This is a genomic window from Azoarcus sp. DN11 (assembly GCF_003628555.1).
In the GTDB taxonomy this organism is placed as follows: Bacteria; Pseudomonadota; Gammaproteobacteria; order Burkholderiales; family Rhodocyclaceae; genus Aromatoleum.
Genome location: NZ_CP021731.1, coordinates 2450078 through 2463260 on the forward strand (window position 1 = coordinate 2450078; position 13183 = coordinate 2463260).

At 65.7% G+C, this 13183-nt stretch carries 11 protein-coding genes; all 11 read left to right on the plus strand.

Features of this window, described 5'->3' with window-relative positions; all coding sequences use genetic code 11:
- The first annotated feature begins 83 nt into the window (after positions 1-83).
- The 11 genes from CDA09_RS11205 (at position 84) to CDA09_RS23510 (ending at position 13092) form a co-directional block, all read left to right on the plus strand.
- Positions 84-2159 carry an ASKHA domain-containing protein gene (locus CDA09_RS11205; RefSeq protein WP_121428700.1) on the plus strand — a complete coding sequence of 692 codons (2076 nt, stop codon included), beginning with the start codon at positions 84-86 and terminating at the stop codon, positions 2157-2159.
- A 46-nt stretch (positions 2160-2205) separates the two neighbouring features.
- Complete coding sequence (locus CDA09_RS11210) at positions 2206-2886, plus strand: hypothetical protein (protein ID WP_121428701.1); 681 nt, start codon at positions 2206-2208, stop codon at positions 2884-2886.
- Between the two features lie 279 nt (positions 2887-3165).
- On the plus strand, positions 3166-4428 hold the full coding sequence (gene glyA, locus CDA09_RS11215; RefSeq protein ID WP_121428702.1) for a serine hydroxymethyltransferase: 1263 nt from the start codon (positions 3166-3168) through the stop codon (positions 4426-4428).
- Positions 4429-4450: 22 nt separating this feature from the next.
- Positions 4451-5830 (plus strand): L-serine ammonia-lyase, encoded by a 1380-nt coding sequence (locus CDA09_RS11220; protein ID WP_121428703.1) that lies wholly within the window; start codon positions 4451-4453, stop codon positions 5828-5830.
- 61 nt (positions 5831-5891) lie between these two features.
- On the plus strand, positions 5892-7142 hold the full coding sequence (locus CDA09_RS11225; protein ID WP_121428704.1) for a sarcosine oxidase subunit beta family protein: 1251 nt from the start codon (positions 5892-5894) through the stop codon (positions 7140-7142).
- Between the two features lie 14 nt (positions 7143-7156).
- Complete coding sequence (locus CDA09_RS11230) at positions 7157-7480, plus strand: sarcosine oxidase subunit delta (protein WP_121428705.1); 324 nt, start codon at positions 7157-7159, stop codon at positions 7478-7480.
- The gene (locus tag CDA09_RS11235; RefSeq protein ID WP_121428706.1) at positions 7477-10506 is read left to right on the plus strand and encodes a sarcosine oxidase subunit alpha family protein; all 3030 of its coding nucleotides are present in this window, start codon (positions 7477-7479) and stop codon (positions 10504-10506) included. Before CDA09_RS11230 ends, CDA09_RS11235 begins: the two co-directional genes overlap by 4 nt.
- Positions 10507-10516: 10 nt before the next feature.
- Positions 10517-11197: a sarcosine oxidase subunit gamma gene (locus tag CDA09_RS11240; RefSeq protein WP_121428707.1), complete on the plus strand. Its 681-nt coding sequence runs from the start codon at positions 10517-10519 to the stop codon at positions 11195-11197.
- Positions 11198-11315: 118 nt separating this feature from the next.
- Positions 11316-11528, plus strand: coding sequence for a response regulator (locus CDA09_RS11245; RefSeq protein WP_121428708.1), 213 nt, complete (start codon positions 11316-11318; stop codon positions 11526-11528).
- A gap of 644 nt (positions 11529-12172) precedes the next feature.
- Positions 12173-12784, plus strand: coding sequence for a hypothetical protein (locus tag CDA09_RS11250; protein ID WP_217351310.1), 612 nt, complete (start codon positions 12173-12175; stop codon positions 12782-12784).
- An 83-nt stretch (positions 12785-12867) separates the two neighbouring features.
- On the plus strand, positions 12868-13092 hold the full coding sequence (locus tag CDA09_RS23510; RefSeq protein ID WP_217351311.1) for a hypothetical protein: 225 nt from the start codon (positions 12868-12870) through the stop codon (positions 13090-13092).
- Positions 13093-13183: the final 91 nt, after the last annotated feature.

The window sequence follows — 13183 nt, forward strand, 5'->3', positions numbered from 1 at the left end:
TAAGAAACCCATCCCCCTCCTGTCCTCCCCCTTGAAGGGGGAGGAACCTTCTAAAAAATAGACCCGATCCCCAGGAGACCCCCGTGACCCAGGACGCCCTCGTCGTCTTCACCCCCTCCGGACGGCGCGGCCGCTTTCCGGTCGGCACGCCGGTGCTGCAGGCTGCCCGCGCGCTCGGCGTCGACATCGACTCGGTGTGCGGCGGTCGGGGCATTTGCGGCCGCTGCCAGGTCGTGTTGAGCGAAGGCGAATTCGCCAAGCACGGCGTGAACTCCTGTGCGAGCAACCTCAGCGAGCGCGGCGAAAACGAGCAAACCTGGGAGAAGACCCACGGCGCGATGAGCCCCGGCCGGCGTCTGAGCTGCTCGACGACGGTGCTTGGCGACGTCGTGATCGATGTGCCCGCCGACAGCCAGGTGCATCGCCAGATCGTGCGCAAGCGTGCCGAGGTGTGCGACATCGAGCTCGATCCGGCGGTGCGGCTGTATTACGTCGAAGTGCAGCAGCCGGACATGCACTTGCCGTCGTCCGACCTTCGCCGCCTTAAGGAAGCGCTGGACTTCGACTGGCGACTCAGCAACCTGCAGGCCGACATCCGGGTCGTGCAGCAGCTGCAATCCGCCTTGCGGCAGGGCGACTGGAAGGTCACGGTCGCGGTGGTCGACGCCGAACGCATCATCGCGGTGTGGCCGGGCCTGCGCGAGAAGGTGTATGGCATGGCCGTGGACGTCGGCTCGACGACGATCGCGGCGCACCTGTGCGACCTGCAGACGGGCGAGGTCGTCGCCTCCGCCGGCAAGATGAACCCGCAGATCCGCTTCGGCGAGGATCTGATGAGCCGGGTCTCCTACGTCATGATGAAGCCGGGCGGCGACGGCGAGATGACGCAGGCGGTGCGCGGCGCCCTGAACGAGCTGGCGACGGAACTGGCAGGGGAGGCGGGCATCCGCGTCGTCGACATCCTCGAAGCGACTTTCGTCGGCAATCCGATCATGCACCACCTGTTGTTCGGGATTAATCCGGTCGAACTCGGCGGCGCGCCGTTCGCACTGGCCACCGACGAGGCCGTGACCGGCCTGTGGGCGACCGAGATCGACCTGCACATCCACCCCAACGCCCGCATCTACGCGCTACCCTGCATCGCCGGCCACGTCGGCGCGGACACCGCGGGCGTCATCCTGTCCGAGACGCCTTATCTCACCGATGCGATGACGCTGATCGTCGATATCGGCACCAACGCCGAGATCGTCCTCGGCAACCGCACCCGTCTGCTCGCTGCCTCCAGCCCCACCGGGCCGGCGTTCGAAGGCGCACAGATCAGCTGCGGCCAGCGCGCGGCACCGGGCGCCATCGAGCGCGTGCGCATCGATCCGCTGACGCTCGAGCCGCGCTTCCGGGTCATCGGCTGCGAGCTGTGGTCGGACGAAGCGGGCTTCGCCGAAGCGACGGCTGCAACCGGTATCACCGGCATCTGCGGCTCCGGCATCGTCGAGGTCATCGCCGAGATGTACCTCGCCGGCATCATCGATCAGGACGGCGTGATCGACGGCACGCTCGCGGCTCGCAACGCCCGCATCCAGCCCAACGGGCGTACCTTCGCGTACACGCTGTTCGAGAGCGAGGCGCGCACGCTGCAGATCACGCAGAACGACGTGCGCGCGATCCAGCTCGCGAAAGCAGCGCTGTATGCCGGCGTGCGCCTGCTGATGGACAAGCTCGGCATCGCACAAGTCGAGCGGATCAGTCTCGCCGGCGCGTTCGGCAGCCACATCGACGTCAAGTACGCGATGATCCTGGGCCTGATCCCCGACTGCCCGCTCGAGCACGTCGCGGCGGTCGGCAACTCCGCGGGCACGGGCGCGCGCATCGCGCTGCTGAACCGCGGCCGGCGGGCGGAGATCGAAACCGTCGTGCGCCGCGTCGACAAGATCGAAACCGCCGTCGAAGCGAGCTTCCAGCAGTATTTCGTCGATGCGATGGCGATCCCGCACAGATCCGATCCCTTTCCGAACCTGCGCTCCGCCGTGCCGTTGCCGGAAAACCGGGCCGGCGAGCGCACGGCGCAGGCGGGACGATCGCGGCGCGGACGGCGCGAACGGGCGCCTGCGGAAGGGGGCGAGACCTCGAGTCCGTCCACCTCCACGCTGCCTGCGTGCTGATCGAGCGCGACAAGCGCATCGTCTCTGAGGGTATGCTTGCAGGGGTATGAGTACACAAATCGAGCCCCTGATCGAGGCGCTCGCGGTCCACGGCCTCATCGTGCGCGGCGGCCTTAACTTCGGACGCGACGAGAATGTGCCGCCGGGTCCCTCGGGGCATGCGGCACGCGCGGTCGTGCTGGTGGGGCAGGCCGGTGCATCGGCCTGGCCGCATTTCTGCGCGTGGCGCGAGCGGCAGGCGAGCGACTTGCGTCATCCTCTCGATACCTGGGCGCGCGAAGTGATCGGCGGCGTTGCTGCACAGTTCGGTGCCCGGGCCGTTTCCCCGTCGGACAGGCCTTTCGTACCCTTCCAGCAATGGGCGATGCGCGCGGAGGGGCTGCGCCCATCGCCGCTCGGCCTCCTCATGCACCCGCGCTACGGCCTGTGGCACGCCTACCGTGGCGCGCTGTTGTTCGACACGGAGATCGACATCGCCGCCACGAGCGGGGAGGGCGTCCATCCGTGTGACGCCTGTGTCGACAAGCCCTGCCTGACATCCTGCCCGATCGGGGCCTATTCGGGCACCGGCTTCGACTACGCCGGTTGCCGCAGCCACCTGCACTCCGGCGCCGGTGAGCGCTGCATGAGCGCCGGCTGCCTCGACCGTCGCGCCTGCCCGCATGGTGCGGCGTATCGCTATCCGCCGGACATGCAGGTGTTCCACATGAAGGCGTTTACCGCGTAACGGCCACGTTCGCAATCTGAATGGCCTGGGCGCAGCGAACGCGTCCGCCGTTTCCCTCGCCGTTCCCGACGCCGCCTGGTGCCTCCACCCGCGGCGTTTTTTTCTGCCTGTCGCAATTTCGCAAACCGTCGCACGCCGCAGTCCAAATTGAGCAAGTGCGTGACGGATACAGGCAAAAGGTCCTCCGGCAGAATTCCTAACATCTCCTCTCAAGAAGCCGCCAATCCGCTGCGGCACAGGGCTTCCACGACAGCCAATAAACCAGAGGAGACACTACGAATGTTTGCAATGACCGACCGCATCGCCGATTTCGACGACGAACTGAAGGCGGCGATGGATGCCGAGTTCGAGCGCCAGGAGTCGCACATCGAGCTGATCGCATCCGAGAACTACACCAGCCCGCGCGTGCTCGAGGCACAGGGCAGCGTGCTCACGAACAAGTACGCCGAAGGCTATCCGGCGAAGCGTTACTACGGCGGCTGCGAGCATGTCGATGTGGTCGAACAGCTCGCCATCGATCGCGCCAAGCTGCTGTTCGGTGCCGACTTCGCGAATGTTCAGCCGCACTCGGGTTCGCAGGCCAACGCGGCGGTCTACATGGCGTTGCTGGAGCCGCACGACACGGTGCTGGGCATGAGCCTCGCACACGGCGGCCACCTGACCCACGGCGCCAGGGTCAACTTCTCCGGCAAGATCTACAACGCCGTGCAGTACGGCCTGAACGAGACGACGGGCGAGATCGACTACGACCAGGTTGCCGCGCTGGCGAAGGAGCACAAGCCGAAGATGATCGTCGCCGGCTTCTCGGCCTACTCGCGCGTCGTCGACTGGAAGCGCTTCCGCGAGATCGCCGACGAAGTGGGCGCCTACCTCTTCGTGGACATGGCCCACGTCGCCGGCCTGGTCGCTGCCGGCCTGTACCCCAACCCCATCCCCTTCGCCGACGTCGTCACCACCACCACCCACAAGACCCTGCGCGGCCCGCGCGGCGGCCTGATCCTCGCGCGCCGCAACGTGGATCTCGAGAAGAAGCTCAACGCCGTCGTCTTCCCCGGCATCCAGGGCGGCCCGCTGATGCACGTCATCGCCGCCAAGGCCGTCGCGCTGAAGGAAGCGCTGCAGCCCGAGTTCCGCGCCTACCAGCAGCAGGTGCTGAAGAACGCCCGCGCGATGGCCGGCGTGTTCATGGAGCGCGGCTACAAGATCGTCTCGGGCGGCACCGACGACCACCTGTTCCTCGTCGATCTCGTCACCAAGGGCCTCACCGGCAAGCAGGCCGACGCGGCGCTGGGCGCAGCTCACATCACCGTCAACAAGAACGCCGTGCCGAACGACCCGCAGTCGCCTTTCGTCACCAGCGGCATCCGCATCGGCACACCCGCGATCACGACGCGTGGCCTGAAGGAGGCCGAGGCGAAGGAACTCACGAACTGGATCTGCGACGTGCTCGACCACATCGACGACCAGTCGGTGATCGCCGCGGTGCGCGAAAAAGTCTCGGCCTTGTGCGCGCGTTTCCCGGTCTATCCGGCCACGCGCTGAGCGGCCGGCGGAGCGACACGTCATGGCGATCAGCGTATTCGAGATGTTCAAGGTCGGCATCGGCCCGTCCAGTTCCCACACCGTGGGCCCCATGCGTGCTGCTCTGACCTTTGCCGCCGGGCTCAAGGACGCGGGGCTGCTGCCGCGCGTGCGCCGCGTGCGCGCCGAGCTGTACGGCTCGCTCGGCGCCACCGGCAAGGGGCACGGCAGCGACAAGGCCGTGCTCCTGGGCCTGGAAGGCGAGGCGCCGGATCTCATCGACCCCGACACGATCGACAGCCGCCTCGCGGCGATCCGCGCGAGCAAGCGGCTGTCCCTGATGGGTCTGCACGCAGTGCCCTACGAGGAAAAGACCGACCTCGTTTTCCTGCGCCGGCAGACGCTGCCCTACCACCCGAACGGCATGCGCATCACGGCCTTCGGCGAGGGCGATGCAGAGCTGGCGAGCCGCGTGTACTACTCGGTCGGCGGCGGCTTCGTCGTCAATGAGGAGGCCGCCGGCGCGGACCGTATCGTCGAGGACGCGACCGAGCTGCCGTACCCGTTCCACAGCGCGGACCAGCTGCTGACGCAGTGCGCGGTGAACGAGCTGTCGATCAGCCAGCTGATGCTGGAGAACGAGAAGGCGTGGCGCAGCGAGGCCGAGACGCGCAACGGCCTGCTGCACATCTGGAAGGTGATGCAGGCCTGCGTGCGGCGCGGCTGCGAGATCGAAGGCACGCTGCCCGGCGGCATGAAGGTGAAGCGCCGCGCGGCAGCGATGTTCCGCAAGCTCTCGGGCGCACCGGAAGCGTCGCTGCGCGACCCGCTCACGACGATGGACTGGGTGAACCTCTACGCGCTGGCGGTGAACGAGGAAAACGCCGCGGGCGGTCGCATCGTCACGGCGCCGACCAACGGCGCAGCCGGGATCATCCCCGCGGTGCTGCACTACTACTACCGCTTCATCCCCGGCGCGACCGAGGACGGCGTCGTGCGCTTCCTCGCGACCGCGGCGGCGATCGGCATCCTGTTCAAGGAGAACGCGTCGATCTCGGGCGCCGAAGTCGGCTGCCAGGGTGAGGTTGGCGTCGCGTGTTCGATGGCGGCCGGCGCGCTGGCCGAAGTGCTGGGCGGCACGCCGGAGCAGGTCGAAAACGCCGCCGAAATCGGCATGGAGCACAACCTCGGCCTCACCTGCGATCCGGTCGGCGGCCTCGTGCAGGTGCCGTGCATCGAGCGCAACGCGATGGGCTCGATCAAGGCGATCAACGCCGCGCGCATGGCGCTGCGGGGCGACGGCAAGCACTACGTGTCGCTCGACAAGGTGATCAAGACCATGCGCGACACCGGACGCGACATGAAAGACAAGTACAAGGAAACCTCGCGCGGCGGGCTCGCCGTGAATGTCATCGAATGCTGAACGATGACGTCAACTTCAATGCATTTTAACGGCGAAATCTGTACTCAAAGGAGATAGAGTCATGCAGCACTATTCCGGCTTCGGGCTCGTCAAGCACGCGCTCAGTTACCACGAGAACTGGCAGCGTGCGTGGCGCAACCCGACCCCCAAGAAGAAGTACGATGTCGTGATCGTCGGCGGCGGCGGTCATGGCCTCGCCACCGCGTATTACCTCGCCAAGGAACACGGCATCACCAACGTGGCCGTGGTCGAGAAGGGCTGGCTCGGCGGCGGCAACACTGCGCGCAACACCACCATCGTCCGCTCCAACTACCTGTGGGACGAGGCCGCGTGGCTCTACGAGCACGCGATGAAGCTGTGGGAAGGCCTGTCGCAGGACCTCAACTACAACGTGATGTACTCCCAGCGCGGCGTCATGAACCTGGGCCACACGCTGCAGGACATGCGCGACATCCACCGCCGCGTGAACGCCAACCGCCTGAACGGCATCGACGGCGAGGTGCTGGACGTGAACCAGATCCAGGAGATCGTGCCGATCATGGATCTGTCGCGCAACACGCGCTACCCGGTGCTGGGCGCCTCCTGGCAGCCGCGCGGCGGCGTCGCGCGCCATGACGCGGTGGCCTGGGGCTTCGCCCGCGGTGCGGATTCCCGCGGCGTCGATATGCTGCAGCAGACCGAAGTCACCGGCATCCGCAAGAACGGCAACAAGGTCGTCGGCGTCGAGACCAACCGTGGCTTCATCGCGGCCGACACCGTGGGCGTCGTCACCGCCGGCAACTCCGGCGTGCTCGCCAACATGGCCGGCTTCAAGCTGCCGATCGAATCGCACCCGCTGCAGGCGCTGGTGTCCGAGCCGATGAAGCCCATCCTCGACACCGTCGTGATGTCGAACAAGGTGCACGGCTACGTGAGCCAGTCGGACAAGGGCGACCTCGTGATCGGCGCCGGCATCGACGGCTACAACGGCTACGGCCAGCGCGGCAGCTACTCGACGATCGAGCACACGCTGCAGGCCATCGTCGAGATGTTCCCGATCTTCTCCCGCGTGCGCATGAACCGCCAGTGGGGCGGCATCGTCGATACCTGCCCGGACGCCTGCCCGATCATCTCGGAGACGCCGGTGGGCGGCCTGTTCTTCAACTGCGGCTGGGGTACCGGCGGCTTCAAGGCGACGCCCGGTTCGGGGAACGTGTTCGCAGCAACGCTCGCGGCCGGCAAGGCGCATCCGCTTGCGGCGCCGTTCTCCATCGACCGCTTCATCTCCGGAAAACTCATCGACGAGCACGGCGCCGCGGGCGTCGCGCACTGACAGGAGCAGACAACATGCTTCACATCTACTGCCCGCACTGCGCGGAATACCGCGAGGAAGAAGAGTTCCGCCCCAGGGGCGAAGCCCACATCGCACGCCCGGTCGAGCCGGAAGCCACCAGCGACGAGGACTGGGGCAACTACCTGTTCTTCCGCAAGAACCCGCGCGGCCTGCACCACGAGCTGTGGTACCACGCCGCCGGCTGCCGCAAGTTCTTCAACCTCACGCGCGACACCGTGAGCTACCAGATCCACGAAACCTACAAGGTCGGCCAGAAGCCTTCGGTCACCCAGCATGCTTCGGCCGGCAAGTCTTCCAGCAAGGGGGCGGCAAAATGAGCCAGCAGAACCGACTCGGCACCGGCGGGCGCATCGACCGCAGCCGCCCGCTGCGCTTCACCTTCAACGGCGTCGAATACCAGGGCTTCGCCGGCGACACGCTCGCTTCCGCGCTGCTCGCCAACGCCGTCGATGTCGTCAACCGCAGCTTCAAATACTCCCGTCCGCGCGGCATCGTCGCCGCCGGGGCCGAGGAGCCGAATGCGGTCGTGCAGCTCGGTGCGAGCGAAGCCGCGCAGGTGCCGAACGTGCGCGCCACGCAGCAGGCGCTGTACGGCGGCCTCGTCGCGGCGAGCACCAACGGCTGGCCGAACGTCGACAAGGACCTGATGGGCGTGATCGGCAGCGTCGGCGGCAAGTTCATGCCCCCGGGCTTCTACTACAAGACCTTCATGGCGCCCGCCTCGATGTGGCCGAAGTACGAGAAGTACATCCGCAAGGCTGCTGGCCTCGGCCGCACGCCGAAGGAGAAGGATCCGGATATCTACGACCACATCAACCGCCACTGTGACGTGCTCGTGATCGGCGCCGGCCCCGCGGGTTTGGCCGCGGCGCTGGCCGCCGGCCGCAGTGGTGCGCGCGTGATCCTGTGCGATGAGCAGGAAGAGATGGGCGGATCGCTCCTCGATTCGCGCGAACTGGTCGACGGCCGCTCGGCTTCCGCCTGGGTCGCCTCGGTGCTCGCCGAGCTCGCGACGATGCCCGAAGTGCTGCTGCTGCCGCGCACCACCGCGAACGGCTACCACGACCACAACTTCGTGACGCTGCACGAGCGTCGCACCGAGCACCTCGCCGACCTCGCGCCGAGCATCAACGGCCGCCGCCAGGTGCGCGCCCGGATGCACCGCGTACGCGCCGGCGAGGTGATCCTCGCGACCGGCACGCACGAGCGTCCGCTGGTGTTCTCGCACAACGACGTGCCGGGCAACATGGTGGCCGGCGCCGTGTCGACCTACATCCGCCGCTACGCCGTCGTCCCGGGCCGCCGCCTCGTGCTGTCGACCTCGAACGACCACGCCTACCGCGCCGCGCTCGACTGGCACGACGCCGGCCGCGAAGTGGTCGCGATCGTCGATGCGCGCGAGCATCCGGACGGCGACCTCGTCAACGAGGCGCGTTCGCGCAACATCCGCATCATCCCCGGTTCGGCGGTGATCGAAGCGAACGGCAAGAAGCGCGTCAGCGGCGCACAGGTCGCGCGCATCGACATCGGCGGCTTCAAGGTCGCCGGCCGCGTCGAAACGCTGTCCTGCGACACCATCGCAAGCTCCGGCGGCTACAGCCCGGTCGTGCATCTGGCCGCGCACACCGGCGCGCGTCCCGAGTGGCGCGACGACATCCTCGGCTTCGTCCCCGGCAAGGTGCCGGGCATGACCCCGGTGGGTGGTGTGCAGGGCAAGGGCGCGATTGCCGAGGCGCTCGCCGACGGCGCCGCCGCGGGTGTTGCAGCGGCGCAGCGCACCGGCGTCCAGGTCGAAGCGCCCGCGCTGCCCAAGGTCGCCAAAGTGCGCGAAGGCAAGGCCGCGGCGCTGTACCAGGTGCCGCATGTGAAGCCCGCGATGCGCGCCCCGAAGCAGTTCGTCGATCCGCAGAACGACGTCACTGCCGCCGGCATCGAACTCGCCACCCGCGAGGGCTTCGAGTCGATCGAGCACGTCAAGCGCTACACCGGCATGGGCTTCGGCACCGACCAGGGCAAGCTCGGCAACATCAACGGCATGGCGATCGCCGCGCGCTGCCTGAAGCAGACGATCCCGCAGACCGGCACCACCGTGTTCCGCCCGAACTACACACCGGTCACCTTCGGCGCGATCACCGGCCGTCACTGCCGCGAGTTCTTCGACCCGCGCCGCTATACCGCGCTGCACGCGTGGCACGTCGAGCACGGCGCGAAGTTCGAGGAAGTCGGCCAGTGGATGCGTCCGTGGTACTTCCCGCGCGGCAACGAGACCATGCACGAGGCCGTGCAGCGCGAATGCCGCGCCGTGCGAGAAGGCGTCGGCATCCTCGACGCCTCGACGCTGGGCAAGATCGAGATCCAGGGCAAGGACGCGCGCGAGTTCCTCAACCGCCTCTACACCAACGCCTGGACCAAGCTCGACATCGGCAAGGCGCGCTACGGCCTCATGTGCAAGGACGACGGCATGGTGATGGACGACGGCGTGACCGCGTGCATCGGCGAGAACCACTTCCACATGACCACCACGACCGGCGGCGCCGCCGCGGTGCTCGACTGGATGGAGCTGTGGCACCAGACCGAGTGGCCCGAGCTGGAGGTGTACTTCAACTCCGTGACGGACCACTGGGCGGCGATGGCGATCAACGGCCCGAACGCGCGCAAGCTGCTGGCCGAGCTCACCGACGACATCGATCTGTCGCGCGACAACTTCAAGTTCATGGACATGCGCGAAGGCACGGTCGCCGGCGTTCCGGCCCGCGTCTACCGCATCTCCTTCACGGGCGAGCTGTCGTACGAAATCAACGTGCAGGCCAACCACGCGATGCACGTGTGGAAGGCGCTCTTCGAGAAGGGCGAGAAGTACGGCCTGACGCCTTACGGCACCGAGACCATGCACGTGCTGCGCGCCGAGAAGGGCTTCATCATCGTCGGCCAGGAAACCGACGGCTCGATGACGCCGGAGGACCTCGGCATGCAGTGGTGCGTCGGCTACAAGAAGCCGTTCTCGTGGATCGGCCGCCGCGCGCTGACGCGCCCGGACACCAAGCGCGAGGACCGCAAGCAGCTGGTCGGCCTGAAGCCGCTCGACCCGAAGCTGGTGTTGGACGAAGGTGCGCAGATCGTGCTGGAGAAGGAGATCACGATTCCGATGCCGATGGTCGGGCACGTCACGTCGAGCTACTACAGCCCGAACCTGGGCCACTCGTTCGCGCTCGCGGTCGTCAAGGGCGGAGCCAAGCACATGGGGCAAACCGTTTATCTGCCGATGGCCGACGGCCGGGTGCATGCGGCCGAGGTCGTGAGCCCGGTCTTCTACGACGCCGATGGAGCACGTCAAAATGTCTGAGATTGCACAAATGGATCTGAACCCGCGCGGCGCGGTGAAGTCGGAATCGCCGCTGGCGATGGCGCGTGCGAATGTCGCACTCGCGTCGTCGCCCCGTGACGCCGGCGTCGTGGTCCGCGAGAAGCCCTTCCTCGGCCACCTCGTGCTGCGCGGCAACGCCCAGGACGAATCCTTCCGCGCCGGCGTCGAGCGCGTGCTGGGCCTCGCACTGCCGCTCGCGCTCGGTCCCGTCGCCCGCGACGAGTCGCGCGGCGTCAGCATCCAGTGGATGTCACCCGACGAGTGGCTCATCGTCGTGCCGGCCGGCCTCGAGTTCGAGGCCGAGGCCGCGTTGCGGCGCGAGCTCTCCGGCCACTACGCGGTGATGAACGTCACCGGCGGTCAGACGGTGCTGGAGCTTACCGGCCCCAAGGTGCGCGAGCTGCTGATGAAGTGCACGCCCTATGACGTGCATCCGCGCGCCTTCCCGGTCGGGAAGGGCGTCTCCAGCGTGTTCGCGAAGAGCTCCGCCGTCATCCGCCGCGTCGACGAAGAGCGCTGGGAACTCGTGATCCGCCGCAGCTTCGCGGACTACCTGTACAGCTGGATCCTTGACGCCGCGGAGGAGTTCGGCGTGTTCGTCGCGCCGGCGGAAACCGCCGGTTCGACCGAACGTCGTATCGTTCGCGAGGTGGCGGTGGAGGGCCACTGACGGGAGCGCGGAACAACGCAGGGATCGCGCCGCCGGCATGACATCCGACCCGAATGTCGCCGGCGGCGCTGCCGTTCCCGCCCCGCGAGGATGGATATCGCGGAGAGGAGTCCGGGGAATGCCCGATGTTGCGAAGGTGCGGGTGGTCGACGACGACCCTGTGACCCGCACCTGCCTGGCGGAACATTTCGCCGCAGAGAGTTACGAAGTGCTCGTCACCGGCACTGCCGAAAAGGCAGGCCGGCTCGCGGTGATCGAGGCCGTTGACCTTGGTCAGCGACTTCGCGAGGTCCCTTCCGGCCAACTACTCCCAGTCGCCCGTCCGGCCTAGCCGCCGTTCAAGCGACGGGTCCGCTCTGACACCTGCCGGACAGCCGATGCGAACTTTTCGGCCTCAACCGCCATTCGCCAACCGCTCCCAATCCAGCCGCAATGCGACGGTTACCTGCCGCTCGCTCCCAAACTGCATCGAGCGGTAGTTTCTCCATCCAGTGACCCGCCCTGACGCCCCAAAGCGGTCCGTCGGGTTGCTCCAAAGCGGCCGCATGTGAAGGCTCCGGATTTGTGCGTTTCGCATCTGCGCAAGAGGCCGTTCTCGGACTCGTGCAGTCAGCCACAACCGGCCGTTCGTGGTCCGCTCGGAATCTTCCACGCTCGCCCCCTCGTGGATGACTGGCTTACCACGGCGAAATTGAACTCCGCTTTGGCGCTACCCGGCCAGAAGGCTCCAGTCACCGCCCGATACCGATAGCGTCCGTCCGGGCGAGGCGGTATGCTCACTGCCTACGTGCCACTTAGATCGGATCACCCCATCATTCCGTTGGATGCTGCTTTTCTTGTCGTGCTATTTTGCATCGCGGGTAGCTCCATATTTTATGCAGTAACTTGCAGAAGTGTTATCGGGCATTTCGAGGTTATACGGCAAAACCGAAGTCATAAAACAAAATTATGTGCTACGAGCAGGGAGATTCACGCATGGCCAGTGAACCTAATCGGCGAATAAAATTTGCGTACCACCTGAAGGACTGGGCATACGAGGGCGGAGACCCGAGTTATCTAAAACGAAGAGGAACAAAGATCGCACCAAGCGAGTTCACGCCCGATATGGAAGCAGCCATCTTTTGCCCAGGCTGCTACACGAACCTTAATCGCGTGCCGAAAGACAAGGACCGCTTTTCAAACGGCCGAGAAGCGTATTTCGCGCACCTTTCGAAGTTTAGTCACGTGAACTGCGATCTCCGCTCTACAAAGCCGGAGGGGAAACGGTACGACTCGTACGAAGAGGCACAGAGGGCAATAGACGACGAGAATCTTGTCATCGTTAACGGATTCGTTAAGGAGCGGCCGGAGGTCAATGTACTGCCAGGAGGGGAATACGGTGAAACACCGATAGAGGATATCAAAGGTCCGCTAGCGGACGTTCCCATTTCGAGGCATAGCGGCGAATCATTCAAGCTCCCGAGCAAGATCACAACCGTACGGGGCTTTGTCGCGGGTTCGATGAGAACCTCTATAAGTACTACCATTTTCCCGGGAATCGGTACGCCATCAGACTTGTTGATCTTCTGCAAGACGTTCGGCTGGTGACCGGCGAGGATGATGTACCGAGGCTCTATTTCGGGATCATCAAGAGTTCGGGAAATGCAGGCCGAACTTCACGAAATATTCGCATGACTTGGCTGGTATGCAACCCCGCCGTGAAAGATTTTTGTTTTAAAGAAGTTGACGCGGAAGCGCAGGAGAAGGGTATCCGCGACGATACAAAAGACAGAATTCTCATTATGTATGGCACGATTACCGGGAGCGGAATCGGGTTGGCTATAGAGAAGCTAGGGTGGGGTGAATATGCTCTTCTTCCCGAAAAATACAACAAGCTTTTGTTGGGGCGCTCATAATACGTCGCTTCATCGAACGTAAAAAAACGGCCAGCGCCATTTTCCCCGCCGCTGAGCTTCGCGTTATGAATCATTTGTGAGACCAGCCAAC